Genomic DNA, 24214 nt, shown 5'->3' with positions numbered 1-24214 from the left:
CCGCTGTCCGTCACCGCCACGACCCTGGCCGATGGCCGGGAACTGATCTACTTCGACGATGACCCCGCAGTCATCTCCGGTCAGGTCACCCGGGAACTCACCGACCCCCGTGACCTGCCCGAGGCGGTCGCCGCCTCGGAACTGCGCCGTGACCCGCTGACCGGGGAGTGGATCACCTATGCCGCGCACCGCAACAACCGGACCTTCATGCCGCCGGCCAGCGAGAACCCGCTCGCCCCGACCCGGCCTGGCGCCCTGCCCTCGGAGATTCCCGCCGACGACTACGACGTCGTGGTCTTCGAGAACCGGTTCCCGTCCTTCTCGACCCGGCTCGACCTGCCGGCGGACCCGGCGGACTACCCGTGGACGGTCGACGGCGAGGAGCTCTACCCGCGGCGTCCGGCCCGCGCCCGCTGCGAGGTCATCTGCTTCGCCCCGGACGCCCACCGGTCCTTCCGCGACCTGCCGCTGTCCCGGATCCGCACGATCGTCGAGGCATGGCGGCACCGGACCGCCGCCCTGTCGGAGATCGAGGGGGTGGTGCAGGTCGCACCGTTCGAGAACCGCGGTGTGGAGATCGGGGTGACGCTCCAGCACCCGCACGGGCAGATCTACAGCTACCCGTACCTGCCGCCGCGCAGCCGGGCGGTGCTCACCCGTGCGGCCGCGCACCGTGCCGGGACCGGCCGGGATCTCTTCGACGACATGATCGCCGCCGAACGCCGGGCGGGGACCCGGATCCTCGTGGCGACGGACCTGTTCACCGTCTTCGTCCCGGCGGCGGCGAAATGGCCGGTCGAGGTGATGGTGATGCCGAACCGGCCGGTCGCCGACTTCACGGAGCTGACAGAGGAGGAGCGTGCCGCACTGCCACTGCTGCTCAAGTCGCTGTACACCGCGGTCGACCGCTACTTCGAGGGAGTGGACCGCACCCCGTACATCGCGGCGTGGAACCAGGCCCCGGTACAGTCCCGGCTGACCGGCGAGGACGAGGCCCTGCGTGGTGAGGGGCGGCTGTACCTGCAGCTGTTCTCCCTGATGCGGTCGCCGAACCGGATGAAGTACCTCGCCGGGTCCGAATCCGCGTTCGGCGCGTGGATCAGTGACACGACCCCGGAGACCGTCGCCGCCCGCCTGCAGGAGGTCTGGCCGACCCCGGAGGAACTCCGGTGACCGCGGCGGCCGCCCTCGACTGGTGGGGGACCAGGACCGACAGTGACCTGGCCCGGGACGCCCGCGCGCTGTTCACCGGGACATTCGGCCCGGCGGAACCGGCGGGAGTCTGGGCCGCGCCCGGACGGGTCAACCTCATCGGCGAACATGTCGACTACGCCGGCGGGATGTCGGTGCCGTTCGCCCTGCCGCAGAACACCGCTGCCGCGGTGGGACGCCGGGACGACGGTCAGCTGCGCATCGTCTCCCTGCCCCCGGGGGAGACGACCCCGGAGCAGGTCACGGTCGATCTGGGCACCGTCGGCCCCGGTCACCCCGCCGGCTGGGCCGGCTATGTGGCCGGCGCGGTGTGGGCCGGGCTGGCGGACGGGGTGATCCCCACGTGCGCCGGACTGGACATCGCCCTGGTCTCCGACGTCCCGGTGGGTGCGGGGCTGTCGAGTTCCGCGGCGCTGGAGTGCTCGGTCGCACTCGCCGCCCACGACCTGGCGGTGGGGCGCGGGCCGGACGCCGGGGAGACCGCACACCTGGTGACCGCGTGCATGCGGGCCGAGAACGAGGTGGTCGGGGCCTCCACCGGCGGACTCGACCAGCGCAGCGCCCTGTACGGGCGGGCGGGCCAGGCCCTCGCCGTGGACTTCCTCCACGACCGGGTGGACCTGCTGCCCTGTGACATGGCGGGGGAGGGACTGGCACTGCTGGTTATCAACACCAACGCCGACCACGCCCTCGTCGACGGGCAGTACGCGTCGCGACGGGGTGTGGTGGACGCGGTCGCCCGCCGGCTCGGCGCACCCACCCTCAACGCCGCCGTCCTCGCCCGCCGTGCCGGGGACCCGTCCTTCGACGTGGACGCCGCGGTGCGGGACTGGGCGGCCACACCGGAGGCGGCGACCCTGCTCGGCGGGACGGGGGAGGAGGAGACGGCGACCGCACTGCGCCGGATCCACCATGTCCTCGAGGAGACTGACCGCACCGTGAATACGGCGCTCCCGCTGCTGCGTGCGGGGAAGGTGGCGGAACTGGGGCCGCTGATCTCGGCGAGTCACGCCAGTCTGCGCGACCAGTTCGAGGTGACGGTGCCCGAACTCGACTGTGCCCAGGAGGCGGCGCTGGCCGCCGGCGCGCTGGGGGCCCGGATGATCGGCGGCGGGTTCGGGGGAGCGGTCATCGCCCTGGTGCAAGAGGACGCCGTGGAGGCGACGGCCGGCACCGTGGCGGAGGCGGCGGCGACCCGCGGGCTGGCGGCGCCCACGTTCTTCACGGCCACCCCGTCCGCCGGTGCCCGGCGCATCGGGTAAACACCCGGTGACCTGCAGGGTTGTCGTCGGTGACCGGCCCGTGTACATTAGTGCAGGTCGCCGAGACCGGCCGGGGGATGAAATCCTGGTCAGTGGTTGTCGGTGTGCGTAGGTTGTTTGAGAACTCAATAGCGTGATGAACCAAGTTTTTTGTTGCACGACAGTGTGCGCATGACAACAGGTTGGTCTGTGTCGGTGGTGCCGGCGAGCCCTGAATAATCGGGGGTTCGTTAAATCATTGATATCTGATTGTTGCTGTTGCTGTGTCACTGTGGTGATTGGTCCGACCTTGGTCCCCCGACCGGGTCGGATTGTGATGATCTTTTGATTGTCAGCAGTTCAGTATTTTGTTTTTTTGTTTGCCAGTGAGGGCTCTTTGTAGGGTTTTTGCTTTTATGGAGAGTTTGATCCTGGCTCAGGACGAACGCTGGCGGCGTGCTTAACACATGCAAGTCGAACGGAAAGGCCGGGTGCTTGCACCCGGTACTCGAGTGGCGAACGGGTGAGTAACACGTGGGTGATCTGCCCTGCACTTCGGGATAAGCCTGGGAAACTGGGTCTAATACCGGATAGGACTACCGGTTGGTACTGGTGGTGGAAAGTTTTTCGGTGCAGGATGAGCTCGCGGCCTATCAGCTTGTTGGTGGGGTAATGGCCTACCAAGGCGGCGACGGGTAGCCGGCCTGAGAGGGTGGACGGCCACATTGGGACTGAGACACGGCCCAGACTCCTACGGGAGGCAGCAGTGGGGAATATTGCACAATGGGCGCAAGCCTGATGCAGCGACGCCGCGTGGGGGATGACGGCCTTCGGGTTGTAAACTCCTTTCAACCATGACGAAGCTTTTGTGACGGTAGTGGTAGAAGAAGCACCGGCTAACTACGTGCCAGCAGCCGCGGTAATACGTAGGGTGCGAGCGTTGTCCGGAATTACTGGGCGTAAAGAGCTCGTAGGTGGTTTGTCGCGTCGTCTGTGAAATTCCGGGGCTCAACTCCGGGCGTGCAGGCGATACGGGCATAACTTGAGTGCTGTAGGGGAGACTGGAATTCCTGGTGTAGCGGTGAAATGCGCAGATATCAGGAGGAACACCGATGGCGAAGGCAGGTCTCTGGGCAGTAACTGACGCTGAGGAGCGAAAGCATGGGTAGCGAACAGGATTAGATACCCTGGTAGTCCATGCCGTAAACGGTGGGCGCTAGGTGTGGGGGTCTTCCACGACTTCTGTGCCGTAGCTAACGCATTAAGCGCCCCGCCTGGGGAGTACGGCCGCAAGGCTAAAACTCAAAGGAATTGACGGGGGCCCGCACAAGCGGCGGAGCATGTGGATTAATTCGATGCAACGCGAAGAACCTTACCTGGGCTTGACATGTACCGGATCGGCGCAGAGATGTGTCTTCCCTTGTGGTCGGTATACAGGTGGTGCATGGTTGTCGTCAGCTCGTGTCGTGAGATGTTGGGTTAAGTCCCGCAACGAGCGCAACCCTTGTCCTGTGTTGCCAGCACGTTGTGGTGGGGACTCACGGGAGACTGCCGGGGTTAACTCGGAGGAAGGTGGGGATGACGTCAAATCATCATGCCCCTTATGTCCAGGGCTTCACACATGCTACAATGGTCGGTACAGTGGGTTGCTACACCGTGAGGTGGTGCTAATCTCTTAAAGCCGGTCTCAGTTCGGATTGGAGTCTGCAACTCGACTCCATGAAGTCGGAGTCGCTAGTAATCGCAGATCAGCAATGCTGCGGTGAATACGTTCCCGGGCCTTGTACACACCGCCCGTCACGTCATGAAAGTTGGTAACACCCGAAGCCGGTGGCCCAAACTCGTTAGGGAGCCGTCGAAGGTGGGATCGGCGATTGGGACGAAGTCGTAACAAGGTAGCCGTACCGGAAGGTGCGGCTGGATCACCTCCTTTCTAAGGAGTTTTTTGTGCACCGCGTCAACACGGACGTTTGGGTGCTTTTTTGTTAATCCGGGTGGATGCCACGAGCGTGATGTGGGTCGGCCGGTTGTTGTGCGCCTGTGGTGCAGCTTGTTGGTTCGTCATCGTTGTTGGGTGTCTGGAGTGTCCTACTCCTGATTCTGGGATTCCTGGTTGTCCGGTGGCCGTTGGTGGTTGTCGGTTCTCGGGGGTTCGTGTTGTTTGAGAACTGTATAGTGGACGCGAGTATCTTCTTTATTACTGCAAATTTTTTTGTTGTTCACCCGGGCTCTTTTGAGCCTGTTTGTGTTGTGTGTGAAGGGCACACGGTGGATGCCTTGGCATGATGAGCTGATGAAGGACGTGGGAGACTGCGAAATGCCTCGGGGAGTTGTCAACCAAGCGTTGATCCGAGGGTGTCCGAATGGGGAAACCCGGCCGTCGTTGTGGGCGGTCACCTGCCGGTGAATGTATAGTCGGTGTGGGAGTGACGCGGGGAAGTGAAACATCTCAGTACCCGCAGGAGAAGAAAACAATTGTGATTCCGTGGGTAGTGGCGAACGACAGCGGATGATGGCTAAACCGGTGCTGTGTGATACCTGTCAGGGGTTGCGGTGTCGGTGTTGTGGGGTCTTGCAGGACTGGTCTGACAGCTGGTCGCCTGTGGCATGCGTGTTAGCGGAAGTGGTCTGGGATGGCCTGCCGTAGACGGTGAGAGTCCGGTACGTGAAAGCATGTGTGTGCGGGTGTGTGAGTGTCCCCGAGTAGCAGCGGGCTCGTGGAATCTGCTGTGAATCTGCCGGGACCACCCGGTAAGCCTGAATACTCATTGTGACCGATAGCGGATAGTACCGTGAGGGAATGGTGAAAAGTACCCCGGGAGGGGAGTGAAATAGTACCTGAAACCGTGTGCTTACAATCCGTCAGAGCCTTTTGGGGTGATGGCGTGCCTTTTGAAGAATGAGCCTGCGAGTCAGCGGCACGTCGCGAGGTTAACCCGTGTGGGGTAGTCGTAGCGAAAGCGAATACTAACGAGTGTGTTGTAGTGGCGTGTCCTGGACCCGAAGCGGGGTGATCTACCCATGGCCAGTGTGAAGCGATGGTAAGACGTCGTGGAGGCGCGAACCCACTTAGGTTGAAAACTGAGGGGATGAGTTGTGGGTAGGGGTGAAAGGCCAATCAAACTCCGTGATAGCTGGTTCTCCCCGAAATGCATTTAGGTGCAGCGTCGTGTGTTTCTTGCCGGAGGTAGAGCTACTGGTTGGTTGAGCGGGACTATCATCTTAGCGACGTCAGCCAAACTCCGAATGCCGGTAAGTGAGAGTGCGGCAGTGAGACTGCGGGGGATAAGCTTCGTGGTCGAGAGGGAAACAGCCCAGATCGCCGGCTAAGGCCCCTAAGGGTGTGCTAAGTGGAAAAGGATGTGCGGTCGCGAAGACAGCCAGGAGGTTGGCTTAGAAGCAGCCATCCTTGAGAGAGTGCGTAATAGCTCACTGGTCGAGTGGCCGTGCGCCGACAATGTAGTGGGGCTTAAGTACACCGCCGAAGCCGCGGAACTGCACACTTGGTGTGTGGTTGGTAGGGGAGCGTCGTGTGGCCGGTGAAGGTGCGGGGTGACCCAGTGCTGGAGGCTATGCGAGTGAGAATGCAGGCATGAGTAGCGATTGATGAGTGAGAAACTCATCCGCCGAATGACTAAGGGTTCCTGGGTCAAGTTTGTCTTCCCAGGGTGAGTCGGGGCCTAAGGCGAGGCCGACAGGCGTAGTCGATGGTTAACGGGTTGATATTCCCGTACCCGAGCATGTGCGAAAGAAGATGAGGCGGTGAGACTAACCACCCTGAAGGACTGTCGGTGCATCTTTGGTGTGCTGGTGGTGTGGATGCGTGGGACCTGATCCGTAGTAGTCTAGTGATGGGGTGACGCAGTGAGGTAGCCGAGCCACTTATTGGATTGTGGTGTAAGCGTGTGGCCCGTGTCCCAGGTAAATCCGGGGCACATGATGGGTGAGGCGTGATGCGTACCCTTTTGTGGGGATGTCGGTGATCCTGTGCTGTCGAGAAAAGCCTCTAGCGAGTGCGTGTTCGGCCCGTACCCTAAACCGACACAGGTGGTCTGGTAGAGTATACCGAGGCGTTCGGGTGAACTGTGGTTAAGGAATTCGGCAAAATGCCCCCGTAACTTCGGGAGAAGGGGGGCCCGTGCTGGTCGCAGCCTTTTGCGGGTTGTTGGCTGGTGTGGGTCGCAGAGAATAGAGGGAAGCGACTGTTTACTAAAAACACAGGTCCGTGCGAAGACGGTAAGTCGATGTATACGGACTGACGCCTGCCCGGTGCTGGAAGGTTAAGAGGACCTGTTAGGGTTTCGGCCCGAAGCGGAGAATTTAAGCCCCAGTAAACGGCGGTGGTAACTATAACCATCCTAAGGTAGCGAAATTCCTTGTCGGGTAAGTTCCGACCTGCACGAATGGCGTAACGACTTCCCTGCTGTCTCAACCACAGGCCCGGCGAAATTGCAGTACGAGTAAAGATGCTCGTTACGCGCGGCAGGACGAAAAGACCCCGGGACCTTCACTATAGCTTGGTATTGGTGTTCGGTTCGGTTTGTGTAGGATAGGTGGGAGACTGTGAAGCGGCTACGCCAGTGGTTGTGGAGTCGTTGTTGAAATACCACTCTGATCGTATTGGATGTCTGAACCTCGGCCCGTGATCCGGGTCAGGGACAGTGCCTGGTGGGTAGTTTAACTGGGGCGGTTGCCTCCCAAAGTGTAACGGAGGCGCCCAAAGGTTCCCTCAGCCTGGTTGGTAATCAGGTGTTGAGTGTAAGTGCACAAGGGAGCTTGACTGTGAGACTGACAGGTCGAGCAGGGACGAAAGTCGGGACTAGTGATCCGGCACCGGCTTGTGGAAGCGGTGTCGCTCAACGGATAAAAGGTACCCCGGGGATAACAGGCTGATCTTCCCCAAGAGTCCATATCGACGGGATGGTTTGGCACCTCGATGTCGGCTCGTCGCATCCTGGGGCTGGAGTTGGTCCCAAGGGTTGGGCTGTTCGCCCATTAAAGCGGCACGCGAGCTGGGTTTAGAACGTCGTGAGACAGTTCGGTCTCTATCCGCCGTGCGCGTTGAAACTTGAGAAAGGCTGACCCTAGTACGAGAGGACCGGGTTGGACGTACCTCTGGTGGGCCAGTTGTCACGCCCGTGGCATTGCTGGTTGGCTACGTACGGGAGGGATAACCGCTGAAAGCATCTAAGCGGGAAGCCTGTTTCGAGATGAGGTTTCGTGTGAGGTTCCCTGTAGACGACGGGGTTGATAGGCCGGATCTGGAAGCCATGTGAGTGGTGGAGGTGACCGGTACTAATTGACCGAGCATTACACTTAAACACTCGTGTTACGGGTTGTTGGTGTGCGGCATGTGTTGCAGCGTTGAAGAGTTTTCGCGTCCATTGTGCAGTGTCTGGAACGGCACAGCACACCAGTGTTCACCGGTTGGTGGGTGTTGGGTGTGTGTGGTTGTTTCGTTGATAGATTTGTCGGTGGTTTTGGCGGTGGGGTCACGCCCGGTCCCTTTCCGAACCCGGTAGCTAAGCCCACCTGCGCCGATGGTACTGCACCCGGGAGGGTGTGGGAGAGTAGGTCGCCGCCGGCATTTAAATTTGTGTGGGAGGGGAATCCGCCCGCTGGAGTATTCTCCGGCAGGCGGGTTCCCCTCCTTTTTTCATGCCCTCTGCCGGTCAGGTTCAGCGGGCGCCACAACTGCGTCCGGTGACCGATGCTCGGTTGTCGGGTGGTGGTGCGCCCTCTAGAATCGGGGCAGTCGACAAAACTTCGTGAAAGGTATCTGATGAGCGAGTCTTCCGGATCCGACAACCGCCGGGACGGCGGCCGTGGACGGGGCGGCAACGGCCGACCCGGTGGCGGTTACCGCGGCAGCCGGGACGGAGGCCGCGACAACCGTGGCGGCGGCCGGTGGAACGACGACCACCGCGGTGGTCGGCGGCAGGGACGGCCGGGCGACCGCGACAACTACCGTGGACGCGACAACCGCGGCGGCGACCGTCGCGACAACTACCGGGGCCGGGACGACCACCGCGACTTCCGTGACGACCGCCGCAACGGCGACAACCGTGGCGGGGACTGGCGTGACAACTACCGCGGTCGGGACGACCACCGCGGCGACCGCCGCGGCGGCCGGGACGAGTTCCGGGGCCGGGGCCGCACCGGCGGCAACGGCCACGGCGGCCGCGACAACCGCAACGGCGACAACCGGAACCGGGGCTACCAGGGGCGCGACGGAGGACGCCGCGACGACGGACGCCGCCGCGACCACCACAACGGCCCGCAGCGCTCCGGCTACCGCGAGGAGCGGATCAACCAGCGCTCCAACGAGCCGGAGATCCCGAAGGACGTCAGCCCGAAGGAGCTCGACGCCGGCATCCGCCAGGAACTGCGCAGCCTGTCCAAGGACAACGCCGACAAGGTCGCCGGCCACCTCGTGATGGCCGCCGCCGTCATGGACAGTGACATCGACACCGCCCTCGCCCACGCCCGCGCGGCCAAGGAGCGGGGCGGCCGGGTGCCGATCACCCGCGAGACCCTCGGCATCGCCTGCTACCACGCCGGACTCTGGAAGGAAGCCCTCACCGAACTGCGCGCCGCCCGCCGGATGGCCGGCGGCCCGGGCCTGCTCGGCGTGATGGCCGACTGCGAACGCGGTCTCGGCCACCCGGAGAAGGCCATCGAACTGGGCAGCACCCCAGAAGCCGCGGACCTGGATCCGGAAGGCCGGGCCGAGCTCGCCATCGTCATCGCGGGCGCACACCACGACCTGGGGGAGAACGATCTGGCCCTCGCCGCGCTCGAGCCCGAGACCACCGCCGGTGACCTGCCGGATGTCACGGCACTGCGCGTCACCTACGCCTACGCGGACGCCCTCGAACTCGCCGGGGACCGTGATGCCGCCGTCGAGTGGTTCACCAAGGCACAGAAGCACGACAAGCACGGCGTGCTGGACACGGCGGAGCGTCTCCGGGCGCTCGGCGAGTAGGCGGCGGGCGCCGGTGGACACCAACGGGCAGCGGACGGGTCACCCCGTCCTGGACAGCTACGACGGTCTTCTCGTCGACCTCGACGGAACCGTCTACCGGGGCGGTGCCCCGGTCCCCGGAGCAGCCGGGGCACTCGCCGGGCGCCGCGTGGTCTACGTGACCAACAACGCGTCCCGGTCGCCCCGGGAAGTCGCCGACCAGCTGCGGTCGCTCGGCGTGCCCGCGGCCGACGGTGACGTGCTCACCTCGGCGCAGGCTGCCTGCCGGCTGGCCCGGGAGGTCGTCGACAGTCGCGGCCTCGACCACCCGGGGCGTCCCCGCGCCTACGTCGTCGGTGCCGCCTCCTTCGGCGTTCTCGCGCGGACCGCGGGGTTCACCGTCGTCGACGGCGCGTCGGCACACCCCGACGTGGTGCTGCACGGACATTCACCCGAGAACGACTGGGCACGGCTGTCCGAGGCAGCCCTGGCGATCCGCGCCGGCGCGGTCTACGTGGCCTCGAACATGGACACCACCCTGCCGACCGAACGGGGCCTGCTCGTCGGCAACGGGTCGATGGTCGCCGCCGTCGTCAGCGCCACCGGGGTGACCCCGGTCAGCGCCGGCAAGCCCGGCCCCGCCATGTTCCACGTGGCGGCGGACCAGATCGGGGCGTCCCGACCGTTGGCGGTGGGTGACCGGCTGGACACCGACATCGCGGGCGGCATCGCCGCCGGGATGGACACCCTGTGCGTGCTCACCGGCGTGGCCACGCACCGGGAACTGCTGCACACCACGGACCGGCCGACGCATATCGCGGCGAACCTCCGCGACCACCTGCCGGGGTGGAGTGCCCGCGAGGAGGACGGTCGGGTGACCGTCAGCGCGGGCGAACCCGGGCCGGTGGAGGTCGCCGCCGCGGAGGCTCTCGCGGTCGCCGCACCGCTGGTGTGGGCCGCGGACGACGCCGCCCGCACGGTGGAGGTCGTCGGCGGGGACGCCGTGGCCGCCGCCGCCGTGGAGGCGTGGCGGTGAGCGGGGAGTCGGCACCCGGGCCGGTCCCCGGGCCACGTCCGGGGACCCCCGGCGGATCCTTCGACGCGGCGGCGTTCACCGCCCGTATCGACGCACTGCTCGCCTCCGACGCGACCGGGGACGAGGAGGCCCGGCTGCTCGAGGACGCGCACCGGATCATCAATGACGCACTGGAGGGCAGGTAGATGGCGAAGCAGGGTCGACGGCTGCAGCGGCTGGACGCGGAACTGGTCAAGCGGAAGATCGCCCGGTCACGGGAGCAGGCCCGGGAGATGATCCTGGACGGGCGGGTCAGCGTGAACGGCATGCTGGCGAAGAAGCCGGCCACCGGGGTCGACGGCGACGTCTCCATCCGCGTCACCGAGAACGACGACGACCGGTGGGCCTCCCGCGGCGCCCACAAACTGCTCGGCGCCCTCGCCGCCTTCGAACCGCAGGGACTGTCATTGGCGGGGAAGACGGTGCTGGACGCCGGCGCCTCGACCGGCGGGTTCACCGACGTCTGCCTGGAACGCGGCGTGGCGGAGGTCCTCGCCGTCGACGTCGGCTACGGCCAGCTGATCTGGCGGCTGCAGAACGACCACCGGGTCCGCGTCCTCGACCGCACCAACGTGCGCACCCTGACCCCGGAGCAGCTCGGCGGGCAGGCGGACGCCATGGTCGGCGACCTGTCCTTCATCTCCATCGAGCTGGTGCTGCCGGCCCTCGCCGCCTGCATCCGGGACGGCGGTGACCTGCTGCCCATGGTGAAGCCCCAGTTCGAGGTCGGTCGCGACCGGCTCGGCCACGGTGGGGTGGTGCGCAGCCCGGAACTGCGGGCCGAGGTGACACTGAACGTCGCCCGGGAGGCGCTGAAGAACGGTCTGTCGACGAAGGCGGTGACCGCATCCCCGCTGCCCGGTCCGAGCGGGAACGTCGAGTACTTCCTGTGGCTGGTCAAGGACGGCGGCGAATCCGCCCCCGGTGACGAAGAACTGCTTACCATGGTCGAGACGGCGATCGAGGAGGGTCCCCAGTGACTGAAGTGACCGACACCCTGACCACGGTGCACCGGCCGCCGCGCGAGGTGCTGCTCGTCGCCCACACCGGCGGTGACGACAAACTGAGTTCCGCGGCCGCCGCGGCACAGAAACTGGCCGACGGCGGACTGACCGTGCGGGTCATGTCCACCGGCGATCCGGCCCCGGTCGCCCGCCACGAGATCCTCGGCCGGTTCCCCCGGTACGGGCACACGCCGGACGCCGCCAAGGGCGTCGACCTCGTGCTCGTCCTCGGCGGTGACGGGACGTTCCTGCGTGCCGCGGACATCGCGCACTCCCAGGACGTCCCGGTGCTCGGCGTGAACATGGGGCACATCGGTTTCCTCGCGGAATGGGAGCAGGACGGTCTCGCCGAGGCCCTCGACCGGGTGATCAGCGGCGACTACCGGATCTCCGACCGGATGACGCTGTCGATCACCGTGCGCGACAACCAGGGGCGGGTCCTCGGCACCGGCTGGGCCCTCAACGAGTGCTCGGTGGAGAACCTCAACCGGCAGGGTGTGCTCGACACGATCCTCGAGGTCGACCAGCGCCCGGTGAGCTCCTTCGGCTGTGACGGTGTACTGGTCTCGACCCCCACCGGGTCGACCGCCTACGCGTTCTCCGCCGGCGGTCCGATTCTCTGGCCCGAGCTCGAGTCGATCCTCGTGGTCCCCTCGAACGCGCACACCCTGTTCGCCCGGCCGCTGGTGGTCAGCCCCGATTCGATGGTGGCGGTGGAGACGAACCCGCGGACCTCCCCGGCGACCGCCGTGATGGACGGTTTCCGGCAGATCCACATGCCGCCGGGCGCCCGGGTGGAGATCCGCCGGGGTCCGCAGCCGGTCCGCTGGGTGCGGCTGGACGCCGAACCGTTCACGGACCGGCTCGTGAAGAAGTTCCGGCTGCCGGTCACCGGGTGGCGGGGGCCCCGTCGCTGAATCTGCCGCTGATTTCGTCACTATGTTCGGATACGTCGGCGAGTGTCCGGTATAGTCGGCTCCGTTATGCTGACTGAACTCCAGATCCGGAACCTCGGTGTCATCGAGGAGGCCACGGCGGACTTCGCCGACGGGTTCACCGTCGTCACCGGAGAGACCGGCGCCGGCAAGACGATGGTGGTGACCGGCCTGAAACTGCTCTCGGGCGCCCGGGCGGACGCCCAACGCGTCCGCGGCGGCACCGACCGCGCCAGCGTCGACGGCGTGTTCTGCATCGACCCGGCGGGCTCCGGGGCGAAATCCGCGGCCCTCGTCGAGGAGGTCGGCGGCTACCTGGAGGACGGGGAGGTGGTCGTCTCCCGGTCGGTCAACGCCTCCGGACGCTCACGCGCCCACCTCGCGGGCCGGACCGTCGCCGCCGGTGTCCTCGGCGAGTTCACCTCCCGGCTGCTGACCATCCACGGCCAGTCCGACCAGCTGCAGCTGACCGACCCGGTCCGTCAGCTGCGCAGCCTCGACCGCTACGCCGGGCTGGACGACGAGCGTCGGGCGTACCGCGGCCTGCGCCGGCACTGGGCCGCCCTGGCCCGCGACCTGCAGGAGCGGACGTCGAAACGGCGGGAACTCGCGCTCGAGGCAGAGACGCTGCGCCACGCGCTGGACCGGATCGACGCGCTGGATCCGCAGCCGCAGGAGGACGAACTGCTCAAGGAGCAGATCAGCCGGCTGCAGGACGCCGACGACCTGCGGGCGGCGGCGGTCGGTGCACTCGGCCACATCGACGGTGCCGATCCGGAGTCGGGGGAGGAGGCCGCCGTGCCCGCGGCCGAGGCGCTGGGCCTGGCGGCGTCCGCTCTCCACGCGGTCGCGGGGTCGGACGCACGGTTCGGGGAGCTCGGTGACCGGCTGGACGCGGTGGCCGGCGAGCTGGCGGACATCTCCGGGGACATCGGCCGGGCACTCGGCGACGTCGCCGACCCGGAGAGCCTGGAGGGGCTGCTCCAGCGGCAGCAGGAGCTGCGGGAGCTGCGCACCTTCGCCGTCGACATCGACGGTGTACTGGCCTGGCGCGACGAGTCGCGGAAACGGCTGGACTCCATCGACGTCTCCGATGACGTGCTGGAGGACCTGCGGGCACAGGTCGGCGAGGCGGCGTCCGCGATGGTCGCGGCGGCCCGGAAACTGGCGTCCGCCCGGAAGAAGGCGGCGGACCGGTTCGCCGCCGAGGTCACCGAGGAGATCCGCGGGCTGCAGATGGCCGCCCGGTTCCGGGTGGAGGTGACGACCGTGGCCGCGCCGACGGCCGCGGACTGCGGACCGGACGGCATCACCACGGTGGAGTTCCAGCTGGAACAGGGCGGCACCGCCAACTCGCTGGCGGCGACCGCCTCGGGCGGTGAGCTGTCCCGGGTGATGCTCGCCCTCGAGGTGATCCTCGCGGGGACCGGCCGGACGATGGTCTTCGACGAGGTCGATTCGGGCGTCGGCGGCCGGGCGGCGGTGGAAATCGGGCGTCGGCTCGCGCGGCTGGCCGTCCACAACCAGGTCATCGTCGTCACCCACCTGCCGCAGGTCGCGGCCTTCGCCGACGCGCACGTCCATGTCGCGAAGGCGGCCGAGGACGACGGCGGCACCGTCCGGTCGAGTGTGCGCACCCTCGACGACGCGGAGCGGGTCGAGGAGCTGTCCCGGATGCTCGCCGGGCTCGAATCGGACACCGGACGGGCGCATGCCGAGGAGCTGCTGGAGACCGCGGCGCAGGCGAAGGCGGTGATGTGACATGTTGCTGACCCAGCTGGAGTACTTCGAGGCGCTCGCCCGTGAACGGCATTTCGGCCGCGCGGCAGCCTCGTGCTTCGTGACGACCTCGACCCTGTCGGAGTCCGTCCGCAAACTGGAGACAGAACTGGGTGTCCCGCTGGTGAACCGGGGGCGGTCGTCGTTCCAGGGGCTGACCGCGGAAGGCGAGCTCGTGCTCGGCTACGCCCGGCGGATCAACACCGAACACCGGCGGCTGGTCCAGGACATCTCGGGGGCCCGCGGGAACCTCGTCGGCGCGCTGGACATCGGGGTGATCCCGTCGGCGACGGCGGCGGCCGCGAAGATGCTCGCCCGGCTCGCCGACGCCCACCCCGGTGTGCATGTCCGGCTGCGGACCGGGAAGACCAGTGAACAGATCGTGTCGGGGCTGCACGACCACCGGCTGGACGCCGGGATCATCCACCCGTCCGGGGTGCCGTTGGCGGGCCTGTCGCTGCACCCGCTCGCCTCGGTCCGGTTCGTGGCGGTCCTCGGGCGGGCGATGGACCAGGGACTGGAGGCGTTCCGCCGGGCCGAGATCACCGGCCACGAACTCGTCGGGCTGCCCCTGGCACTGCTGGACACCGGGATGCGGGCCCGGGCGATCCTCGATGAGACGCTCGCGGAGCAGGGGCTGACCGCGACCCCGGGGGCGGAGACGGATTCGGCGGAGACGTTGATCTCCCTGGCGGCCACCGGGCGGTGGGCGGCGGTCGTCCCGGAGATGGCCGCGGACGCGTTCGGGGATCCCTCGGTCGTGGTCCGGGAGCTGGTGGAGCCGGTGGTGCGGATGCCGTTGGCGCTGGCCCGGTTGGACACCGACCAGGTGCCGTCGATCCTCCGTGCGGTGGACGCCGCGGCCGGCTGACACCGGGGGTCTTGCGGTACCGTTTCCGTCCGGATAGTTTGATGTGGTCCGGGTCGCACTGACCCGGGGGCGGGGATACCGGACAGGACGACGGAGGGGGACACCCATGGAGACACGACTGTCACCGGACGACCGGGACGCCGGGCGACCACTGGCCAGCGGAGTGTGGGCGACGGCGCTGCTGGTGCTGGTCCTGCTGATCGCCGGCATCGTGATCGCCGGATGCGGGGCCGGCGCCTGACCCGGTGACCCGGTGACCCTACCGGCGCGCCTTCCGTGATTCCGGCGCTCCACCGGCGACAATGGTCGGCATGATCTTCTCCCGCACCGACACCCCCGGCATCCATGGCCATACCCGGGACTGCACCGGGACTCGCGGCGCCTCCCGTCTGGAGGAAGGTGACATCGTCGTCATCGACACGCCCGACATCAACCGTGCCCTGGCACAGAAGCTCATCGACGCCAAGGTCAGTGCCGTGGTGGACACCGAGCTGCTGTCCACCGGCAACGTGCCCAACTTCGGCCCCCAGATGCTGCTGGACGCCGGCATCGTCCTCGTGGAGAACGCGGACGCCGACCTGCCGGCCAAGCTGAAGAACGGCAGGAAGGGCCGGCTGCACGAGGGGAAGATCCTCTACGGCGACCGGTCCATCGGCAAGGGTGAACTGCTCGACGAGGACACCGCCGTCACCCGGTTCACGGACGCCCGGGAGGCCCTCGTCGACCACATGGAGGCGCTGACCGGCAACACCGCCGAATTCGTCCGGACCGAGGCGCCCCTGCTCGTCGACGGGCTCGGCGTCCCCGACGTCGACGTCGACATGGACGACCGGAAGGTGCTGGTGGTCAGCCCGGACCCGCACCTCGACGACAAGCTGAAGTCGCTGCGCTACTTCATCCGGGAGTACGACCCGGTCATCATCGGCGTCGACCAGGCCGTCGACGACCTGGTCAAGCACGGGTACCGGCCGCGCATCATCATCGGTGACCCGGAGCTGATCGCCCCGGAGAACCTGCGGGGTGCCGCCGCGGTCATCCTGCCGGCCGACCCCGACGGTCAGGCCGCCGGACTGGAGCGGATCCAGGATCTGGGGATCGGGGCGGTGACGTTCCCGGCGGCCTCGGACAACGCCACGGATCTGGCGCTGCTGCTCGCCGACTACCACGGTGCCTCGATGGTGGTGAACCTCGGTCCGACGCTCGACCTGGAGCGGGTCTTCGATACCGCGCAGGCCGACGGCGCCCCGTCGGCGCTGCTGTCGCGGCTGAAGGTCGGCGGGAAACTCGTCGACTCGTCCTCGGTCGCCGAGCTCTACCGGGTCTCCCGGTCCGGCGGCGGCTGGCTGTGGGCGGTGCTCGGTGTGATTGTCGCGCTGGTGGTCATCGTGCTCATCGCCGGCCTGTCGGGTCCCGACGGGTTCGTCGACAATCTCGTCGACAGCTGGAACAACATCGCCCTGCGCGTCCAGGACCTGTTCTGATGAGCGCGGGAAAGGTCGTGGCCGGCGGTGCGGTCGGCGTGGCACTCGGGACGCTGCTCGGATTCTTCGTCCTCGCCCCGAACATCGACGGCGGTCCGGACCGGGTCGTCGGGGACAGCCGTGACGCGCTGGCGGCGGCGACCTCGGAGCGGGACACCGCCGCCGCGGAGAACGACGCCGCCGACGGCATCATCGCCGCCGCGGCCCCGGATCTCGTACGGGACGCCCTGAAGGACCGCCCGGTGCTCGTCGTCTCCACCGCGGACGCCGATGCGGTGACCGTGGAGGCCACCCGGACGATGCTCGACGCCGCCGGTGCGGTCAACGCCGGGGACCTCAGGCTCACCGGGGCGTTCACCGACCAGGACAACGGTGACGAGGTGAAGACCATCGCCGCGAACTCCCTGCCGGCGAAGGCGAAGCTCTCGGAGGACCGGCGCGACCCCGGCTACCATGCCGGTGAACTGCTGGGCCAGGCGCTGGGGGAGGGGCGCGACGGTGGTGCGGCCGCCAGCGACTCGGACCGTGGCCTCGTGCTCGGCGCCCTGGAGAAGGGCGGCTTCCTGACCTATGACCCGGATTCGGTGCGTCCTGCCGCGGCCGTGGTCGTCGTCACCGGTGACGATGACGGCGGTGACGGCGACCGGGGAAGCTACGCGACCCGGATGGTCGCCGACATGGCGACCGCGCTCGATGCGACGACCGGCGGAGTGGTGCTCTCCGGTGGCCGGGACGCCGCGGACGCCGGCGGTGCCCTCGGTCTGGTCCGTGGCGACAAGGCGGCGACGGCGGCGGTCAGTACCGTGGACAACGGTGACCGGGCCGCGGGGCGGGTCACGGTGGTCCGTGCGCTGGTCGAGCAACTGGCGGGGAAGGCGGGATCCTACGGGACGGCGCCGAACGCCGCCGCGGCCACGGTGAAGTGACGACCTTTGTGATAGGCTGAAATCCCGTAGGTTTTATCCGTTTCGACCTCGGGGAGTAATTGTGTCACAGGCACGCAGCGACCACAGCACCAAGTTCATTTTCGTCACGGGGGGCGTGGTGTCCTCGCTGGGCAAGGGCCTCACCGCCGCCAGTCTCGGCCAGCTGCTCGTGTCGCGGGGGCTGACGGTCACGATGCAGAAGCTGGATCCGTACCTCAACGTCGACCCGGGCACGATGAACCCCTTCGAGCACGGTGAGGTCTTCGTCACCGACGACGGCGCCGAGACCGACCTCGACCTGGGCCACTACGAGCGTTTCCTCGACCGCAGCCTCACCCAGAACGCGAACGTCACCACCGGCAAGGTGTACTCGACCGTCATCGCCAAGGAGCGGCGCGGCGAGTTCCTCGGCAAGACCGTGCAGGTCATTCCGCACATCACCGACGAGATCAAGGCGCGCATCCTGGCCCAGGCCACGCCGGACGCCGACGGCGTGGTCCCCGACGTCGTCATCTCCGAGATCGGCGGCACCGTCGGTGACATCGAGTCCCAGCCCTTCCTCGAGGCCGCGCGGCAGGTCCGCCACGAGGTCGGCCGCGAGAACATCTTCTTCATCCACGTCTCGCTGGTGCCCTACCTCGCCCCGTCGGGTGAGCTGAAGACCAAGCCGACCCAGCACTCGGTCGCCGAGCTGCGCAGCATCGGCATCATCCCGGACGCCATCGTGCTGCGCTGCGACCGGGAGGTCCCGGAGGGTCTGAAGAAGAAGATCGCCCTGATGACCGACGTCGACGAGGAAGGCGTGATCTCCTGCGCCGACTCCTCGTCGATCTACAACATCCCGCGCGTGCTCTACAACGAGCACCTCGACTCGTTCCTCATCCGCAAGCTGAACCTCCCGTTCCGCGACGTGGACTGGACCGTGTGGGGCGGCCTGCTCGACCGCGTCCACAACCCGCAGGGTGAGGTGACCGTGGCACTGGTCGGCAAGTACATCGACCTGCCGGACGCCTACCTCTCGGTCGCCGAGGCGATCCGCGCCGGCGCGTTCGGCGCCCACCAGAAGGCGAAGGTCCGCTGGGTCGCCGCCGACGACTGCGCCACCCCCGAGGGTGCGGCCGAGCAGCTCGGTGACGTCGACGCGGTCGTCGTCCCCGGCGGCTTCGGCATCCGCGGCATCGAGGGCAAGATCAGCGCGATCACCTACTGCCGGGAGCACAGGATCCCGCTGCTGGGTATCTGCCTGGGCCTGCAGTGCATCGTCATCGAGGCCGCCCGGACCGCCGGGATCACCGACGCGTCCTCCACCGAGTTCGACGAGAACACCGCCGCCCCGGTCATCTCCACGATGGCCGAGCAGGAGGCCGCGGTCCACGGCGACGCGGACCTCGGCGGCACCATGCGGCTCGGCGCCTACCCGGCCGTGCTGGCCGAGGGCTCGGTCGTCGCCGGGGCCTACGGCACCACCGAGGTCTCCGAGCGTCACCGTCACCGCTTCGAGGTCAACAACGCCTACCGGGAGCAGATCACCGAGGGCTCCGGTCTGCAGTTCTCCGGCACCTCGCCGGACGGCCGGCTGGTGGAGTTCGTGGAGTACCCGCAGGACGTCCACCCCTACCTGGTCGCCACCCAGGCGCACCCGGAGTACAAGTCCCGGCCGACCCGGCCGCACCCGCTGTTCGCCGGTCTCATCAAGGCCGCCGTCGCCCGCCGGGACGCCAAGTGACCTACCGCACCGTCTCCTCCGAACTGCTGGTGGACGCCCCGATCCTGGCGCTGCGCCGGGACCGGGTCACCACCGTCACCGGTGAAGTGACCCGCGAGGTCGTCGAGCATTTCAGTGCCGCCGCCGTCGTCGCGGTCCGCACCGGGGCCGGCGGGGACCGTGAGGTCATGCTGGTGCGCCAGTACCGGCGTCCGGTGGACCGCTACCTGTGGGAGCTGCCCGCCGGCATCCTCGACATGGTCGGGGAGAGCCCGCTCACCGCGGCGCAGCGGGAACTGGTCGAGGAGGCCGGACTGCAGGCGGCGTCCTGGCACCTGCTCGGCGATGTCGTGACCTCGCCGGGGACCAGTGAGGAGATGTGCCGCATCTTCCTCGCCGAGGACGTCACCGAGGTCCCCGAGGCCGACATTCCCGCCGCGGAGGGGGAGGAGGCCGACATGACCCGGCGGTGGCTGCCGGTCGACGAGGCGGTCGCGTGGGTCCGGGACGGCCGGGTGGAGAATTCCATCGCGGTCGTCGGGATCCTCCAGCTGGCCGTCGGGACGCGCCGTGAGGTCACCGAGCCCTTCGCCTACCACTCGTCGCTGGCCGAGCGGCGTGCCCCGGGGCGGGCACCGGGCACCGACATGAAGCATGAACGCTGACGAGACCCTGGTCGCGCACTGGTTCCGTTACCTGCGCACTGAGAAGGGGCTCAGCCCGAACACCCTCGCCGGCTACCGGCGGGACATGGACCGCTACCTGCCGTGGCTCGCGGGGCAGGGACTGACGGTCGCGACGGCGGGGGCGCCGGACATCGAACGGTTCGTCGTCGACCTGCGCCACGGCCACGAGGTCACCGGCGGTCGGCCGCTCGCGCAGACCTCGGCGGCCCGGACCCTCAGCGCGGTGCGGGGGCTGCACCGGTTCGCCGCGACCGACGTGGGCGTCCCCGATGTCGCCGACGATGTGCCGGTGGCGTGGGGCCGGCAGGACCTGCCCAAGGCGTTGACGGTGGAGCAGGTCGTGGCCTTGATCGAGGCCTGCCCCGACGGGGAGGCCGCGGGTCCGCTGGATCTGCGGGACCGGGCGCTCGTCGAACTTCTGTACTCCACCGGCGCCCGGGTCAGTGAAGCCCTCGACCTTGACGTCGACGACATCAGACAGGATGAGGACGCCCCGGGTGAGGCGATGGTCCTGGTCCACGGTAAAGGGGGCAAGGAACGGCTCGTGCCGGTCGGCGGCCCGGCTCTGGCGGCCGTGGAGGCCTACCGGCGACGTGCCCGGCCGACGCTGGTGCAGCACTCCGCCGGCGGCACCCCGGCCCTGTTCGTCAACCGGCGCGGCGGCCGGATGAGCCGGCAGTCGGCGTTCAACGTCGTCGCCGCCGCCGGGGAACGGGCCGGACTGGGGAAGATCTCGCCGCACAGTCTGCGGCACAGCTTCGCCACCCACATGATCACCGGCGGCGCCGATGTCCGGGTGGTGCAGGAGCTGCTCGGCCACTCCAGCGTGGTGACCACGCAGATCTACACGAAGGTGAGCCCGGAGCTGCTGCGGGAGAGCTGGGCGGAGTCCCACCCCCGGGCGTGACTGTGCCTGACTATGCCTGACTGTGCCCGACCGGGTCACCGCCGCCACGGCGGGGAAAGAGTGCGTGATAAGCTCAACGATGTGATTCCTGCACGGCGGTCAACGGAAGGAGCTTGACGGACATGGCGGAGACCAGTTCCGGGGCGGACGGTCTGTTCAACAGGCCCGAGATCGGCCTGACGGGTCGGCCGGTGCGCGAGATCCCCGATCCCGCCCCGCTCGACCGGCACGGCCCGGCCACCGTGATCGCGATGTGCAACCAGAAGGGCGGCGTCGGCAAGACGACCTCCACGATCAACATGGGGGCGGCGATCGCCGAGTACGGGCGCCGCGTCCTGCTCGTCGACCTCGACCCGCAGGGTGCCCTGTCAGCCGGGCTCGGCATCAACTACGACGACCTCGACGTCACGGTCTACAACCTGCTCGTCGATTCCTCCGCCAACGTCACCGAGGCGCTGCACCACACCGGGGTGGAGGGGCTCGACGTGGTCCCCGCCAACATCGACCTCTCCGCAGCCGAGATCCAGCTCGTCAACGAGGTCGGCCGGGAGCAGTCGCTGGCCCGGGCACTGCGTCCGGTGATGCACGACTACGACTTCATCATCATCGACTGCCAGCCCTCCCTCGGCCTGCTCACCGTCAACGCGCTGAGCTGTGCGGACAGCGTGATCATCCCGATGGAGTGCGAGTACTTCTCACTGCGCGGGCTCGCACTGCTCATGGACACCGTCGACAAGGTCCGGGACCGGCTGAACTTCCGGCTGGATGTCCTCGGCATCCTGGTGACGATGTTCGACCGCCGCACCAACCATTCCAAGGAGGTCATGGAGCGGGTCGTCGACGTGTTCGGGGACAAGGTCTTCGACACGGTGATCACCCGCACCGTCCGGTTCCCGGAGACCTCCGTCGCCGGCGAGCCGATCACCAGCTGGGCACCGTCGTCGCAGGGGGCGGCCCAGTACCGGCACCTCGCCGCCGAGGTCATCGAACGGGCCTGATGCGGTGACGGACAGCGGCACCGGCACCACGGCACCCGTCCAGCCGGAGATCACCGGCTTCCGGGTGGCCCTGGCCAACTTCGACGGCCCCTTCGACCTGCTGCTGCAGCTGATCCACTCGCACAAGATGGACGTCACGCAGGTGGCGTTGGCGACGGTCACCGACGAGTTCATCGCCTACACCCGGACGCTCACCGGCAGCGTCGACGACCTCGACGAGGTCACCGACTTCCTCGTCGTCGCCGCCACCCTGCTCGACCTCAAGGCCGCCCGGCTGGTGCCGCGCGGCGAGGTGGAGAGCGAGGAGGACCTGGCGCTGCTGGAGTCCCGGGACCTGCTGTTCGCCCGCCTGCTGCAGTACCGGGCCTACAAGGCCGTCGCGGAGATGTTCGCCGGCTGGCAGCGGGACGCCGCCCGCCGCTACCCGGTGCAGCTGGCACCCGAGGAACAGTTCGTGGACCTCATGCCGCCGGTGGAGCTCGGGATGGACGTCGACCAGTTCGCCGAACTCGCCGCCGCCGTGTTCCGGCCGAAGCCCCACGAGGTCGCGACCGGGCACGTCCACACCCCGGCGGTCTCGGTGCCTGAACAGGCCGGACACATCCTGTCCACCCTCAAGGTCGCCGGCGCGGACCGGTGGGTCAGCTTCGCCACCCTCATCTCCGACTGCGACCTCTCGATGACGGTCGTCGGCCGGTTCCTCGCACTGCTCGAGCTGTACAAGGCCCGTGCGGTCGGCATCGAGCAGGCCGAACCGCTCGGCGAGATGTCCGTGGCCTGGACCGGACTGGACGTCGACCCGTCGGTCGTCGCGGCGAGTAACTGGGACTAGAAAGGAACACCGATGGAACCTGTGTCACTGCTGCGCAGCCGGCTGGAGTCGCTGCTGCTCGTGGCCGACGAGCCGACCTCGGCCGCCGAATTCGCCCGGGTGCTGGACGCCCCCGCCCCGGAGGTCACCGAGGTGCTGCAGGAGATCGCGACCGAGTTCTCCGACCGCGGCATGGGGTTCGAACTGCGGGAACGTGAGGGCCTGTGGCGGCTCTACACCCGCCGGGAGAACTCGGCGACCGTGGAGGCGAAGATCCTCGACGGTGCCCAGTCCCGGCTGTCCCGGGCGGCGCTGGAGACCCTCGCCGTGGTCGCCTACCGGCAGCCGGTCACCCGTGCCCAGGTTGCCGCGGTCCGTGGCGTCAACTGTGACGGGGTGATGCGCACCCTGACCCTGCGGGGCCTCATCGCGGAGACCGGGACGACCGGGGAGGCCGGCGGCGCCCACCTGTACTCGACGACCGAACTGTTCCTCGAGCAGCTGGGCATCGAGTCGCTCACGGCGCTGCCGAACCTTGCCCCGCTGCTGCCCGAGGTGGACGCCATCGACCAGCTCGACTAGCCGTACACCGGTCAGGCAGGGACGGCCGGTACCGTCCGGGTGAGGAAGTCGATCTGCCGGGCCACGTTCTCCTCGAAGGCCTCGCCGACGTAGATCCCGAAGTGGTTGGCGTCGGCGAACGCGACCTCACCGTGCGGGGCCTGCCGGGCGTAGCGGGTGGAGGGGCCGGCCGGCGCGACCGTGTCCCCGGTGCAGATCGTGATGTGGACCGGGCACTGCACGTCGCGGAAGCGGCGTCCCGGGAAGTCCCGGACGATGTCGAGGCCGAACCGCGCGGTGATGGCGTTGTCCAGGTCATAGTCGTCGGGGATGATGGCCTCGCAGCCGGCGACGACGTCGGGCGCGGTCATCAGGGCCGTCGAGCCGGGAGGACCGTAGGCCGCCACGGTGACGGGTTCCCGGTGGCGGAACGCGGCGATGAGGTCACGGACCGCGCGGACGCCGATCTTCGCGGCGGTGAGAGTGGGGATGGCGAGGGAGGACGCCAGCCCGGAGGTGAACGGGCACTGGGCGACGGCGGCCACGATCCGGGGATCCTCGGCGGCGGTCACGGCCACGTGCCCGCCGCCGAAGGACGTGCCCCAGACGATGACCCGGTCGGGGTCGGCGCCGTCGAGGGTGCGGGCGGCGGCGACGGCGGCCCGCCAGTCCTCGCGCTGGCGCCGGATACTGAGCCACTGCCGGGGCGTCCCGCCGCTCGTGCCGAAGTACCGGTAGTCGAAGACGAGGCAGATGTAGCCGGCGGCGGCGAACCGTTCGGCGAAGGCGTCGAGCCGCATCTCCTTGACGCCGCCGAGCCCGTGGGCCATGACGATGACGGGCAGGTTACCGCTGTCGGTGTCGGTGCCGCCTGTGTCAGGGGTGTCGGGGCGGTAGAGCCAGCCGGAGCAGAAGGTCTCGCCGGAGGGGAAGGTGACGTCATCTCGAATCATGATTCAGCAGCGTACCGGTCGGTGTGACCGGCCGTGCTGGAACGGTCAGTCCGGAAAAGTCGGCCACCGGTGACCGGATCGACTCGTGCACCTGCGGCGGGTAGT

The 24214-nt window shown here is 67.9% G+C and carries 19 protein-coding genes and 3 rRNA genes; 21 read left to right on the top strand and 1 reads right to left on the bottom strand.

What is annotated here, in order from left to right; all coding sequences use genetic code 11:
• The first annotated feature begins 3 nt into the window (after positions 1–3).
• From galT to scpB, 21 genes are all read left to right on the top strand, one after another.
• The gene (galT, locus tag FSW06_RS03505; RefSeq protein ID WP_029450123.1) at positions 4–1173 is read left to right on the top strand and encodes a galactose-1-phosphate uridylyltransferase; all 1170 of its coding nucleotides are present in this window, start codon (positions 4–6) and stop codon (positions 1171–1173) included.
• Positions 1170–2474: a galactokinase gene (gene galK, locus FSW06_RS03500; protein ID WP_010122094.1), complete on the top strand. Its 1305-nt coding sequence runs from the start codon at positions 1170–1172 to the stop codon at positions 2472–2474. The genes galT and galK overlap by 4 nt, the downstream gene beginning before the upstream one ends.
• A 392-nt stretch (positions 2475–2866) precedes the next feature.
• A 16S ribosomal RNA gene (locus FSW06_RS03495) occupies positions 2867–4386 on the top strand.
• 312 nt (positions 4387–4698) lie between these two features.
• Positions 4699–7771 (top strand): 23S ribosomal RNA (locus tag FSW06_RS03490).
• Positions 7772–7923: 152 nt separating this feature from the next.
• Positions 7924–8040, top strand: a 5S ribosomal RNA gene (gene rrf, locus FSW06_RS03485).
• Together the 16S, 23S and 5S rRNA genes form the textbook arrangement of a ribosomal RNA operon.
• Positions 8041–8235: 195 nt before the next feature.
• On the top strand, positions 8236–9438 hold the full coding sequence (locus FSW06_RS03480; protein ID WP_010118332.1) for a hypothetical protein: 1203 nt from the start codon (positions 8236–8238) through the stop codon (positions 9436–9438).
• 13 nt (positions 9439–9451) lie between these two features.
• Positions 9452–10453 (top strand): HAD-IIA family hydrolase, encoded by a 1002-nt coding sequence (locus tag FSW06_RS03475; protein ID WP_010118333.1) that lies wholly within the window; start codon positions 9452–9454, stop codon positions 10451–10453.
• Positions 10450–10638 carry a hypothetical protein gene (locus FSW06_RS03470; RefSeq protein WP_010118334.1) on the top strand — a complete coding sequence of 63 codons (189 nt, stop codon included), beginning with the start codon at positions 10450–10452 and terminating at the stop codon, positions 10636–10638. Before FSW06_RS03475 ends, FSW06_RS03470 begins: the two co-directional genes overlap by 4 nt.
• Positions 10639–11472, top strand: coding sequence for a TlyA family RNA methyltransferase (locus tag FSW06_RS03465; RefSeq protein ID WP_010118336.1), 834 nt, complete (start codon positions 10639–10641; stop codon positions 11470–11472).
• Positions 11469–12413, top strand: a complete 945-nt coding sequence (locus tag FSW06_RS03460; RefSeq protein WP_010118337.1) for an NAD kinase — start codon at positions 11469–11471, stop codon at positions 12411–12413. The genes FSW06_RS03465 and FSW06_RS03460 overlap by 4 nt, the downstream gene beginning before the upstream one ends.
• Before the next feature lie 66 nt (positions 12414–12479).
• Positions 12480–14192 (top strand): DNA repair protein RecN, encoded by a 1713-nt coding sequence (gene recN / locus FSW06_RS03455; protein WP_010118340.1) that lies wholly within the window; start codon positions 12480–12482, stop codon positions 14190–14192.
• A gap of 1 nt (position 14193) precedes the next feature.
• Entirely contained in the window at positions 14194–15081 is an 888-nt protein-coding gene (locus FSW06_RS03450; RefSeq protein WP_010118342.1) for a LysR family transcriptional regulator, read from the top strand.
• Positions 15082–15187: 106 nt separating this feature from the next.
• A complete protein-coding gene (locus tag FSW06_RS14915) occupies positions 15188–15322 on the top strand; it encodes a hypothetical protein (protein ID WP_010118344.1) in 135 nt (44 codons plus the stop codon).
• A 61-nt stretch (positions 15323–15383) separates the two neighbouring features.
• Entirely contained in the window at positions 15384–16562 is a 1179-nt protein-coding gene (gene steA, locus FSW06_RS03445) for a putative cytokinetic ring protein SteA (RefSeq protein WP_010118346.1), read from the top strand.
• A complete protein-coding gene (locus tag FSW06_RS03440) occupies positions 16562–17488 on the top strand; it encodes a copper transporter (RefSeq protein ID WP_010118347.1) in 927 nt (308 codons plus the stop codon). Before steA ends, FSW06_RS03440 begins: the two co-directional genes overlap by 1 nt.
• Positions 17489–17549: 61 nt before the next feature.
• Positions 17550–19214, top strand: a complete 1665-nt coding sequence (locus tag FSW06_RS03435) for a CTP synthase (protein ID WP_010118348.1) — start codon at positions 17550–17552, stop codon at positions 19212–19214.
• Positions 19211–19858, top strand: coding sequence for an NUDIX domain-containing protein (locus tag FSW06_RS03430; protein ID WP_010118349.1), 648 nt, complete (start codon positions 19211–19213; stop codon positions 19856–19858). The genes FSW06_RS03435 and FSW06_RS03430 overlap by 4 nt, the downstream gene beginning before the upstream one ends.
• On the top strand, positions 19848–20786 hold the full coding sequence (locus tag FSW06_RS03425; protein ID WP_010118350.1) for a site-specific tyrosine recombinase XerD: 939 nt from the start codon (positions 19848–19850) through the stop codon (positions 20784–20786). The genes FSW06_RS03430 and FSW06_RS03425 overlap by 11 nt, the downstream gene beginning before the upstream one ends.
• 122 nt (positions 20787–20908) lie before the next feature.
• Positions 20909–21784, top strand: coding sequence for a ParA family protein (locus tag FSW06_RS03420; protein ID WP_010118351.1), 876 nt, complete (start codon positions 20909–20911; stop codon positions 21782–21784).
• A gap of 4 nt (positions 21785–21788) precedes the next feature.
• Positions 21789–22616: a segregation and condensation protein A gene (locus tag FSW06_RS03415; protein WP_010118352.1), complete on the top strand. Its 828-nt coding sequence runs from the start codon at positions 21789–21791 to the stop codon at positions 22614–22616.
• Positions 22617–22628: 12 nt separating this feature from the next.
• Positions 22629–23177 carry an SMC-Scp complex subunit ScpB gene (gene scpB, locus FSW06_RS03410; RefSeq protein WP_010118353.1) on the top strand — a complete coding sequence of 183 codons (549 nt, stop codon included), beginning with the start codon at positions 22629–22631 and terminating at the stop codon, positions 23175–23177.
• Between the two features lie 11 nt (positions 23178–23188).
• On the opposite strand, the gene FSW06_RS03405 is transcribed toward scpB, so the two are convergent.
• Complete coding sequence (locus FSW06_RS03405) at positions 23189–24109, bottom strand: alpha/beta hydrolase (RefSeq protein WP_010118354.1); 921 nt, start codon at positions 24107–24109, stop codon at positions 23189–23191.
• Between the last annotated feature and the right edge of the window lie 105 nt (positions 24110–24214).

Source organism: Corynebacterium nuruki S6-4 (assembly GCF_007970465.1).
Classification (GTDB): Bacteria; Actinomycetota; Actinomycetes; order Mycobacteriales; family Mycobacteriaceae; genus Corynebacterium; species Corynebacterium nuruki.
This window is presented reverse-complemented; position numbering and strand designations above follow the sequence as displayed.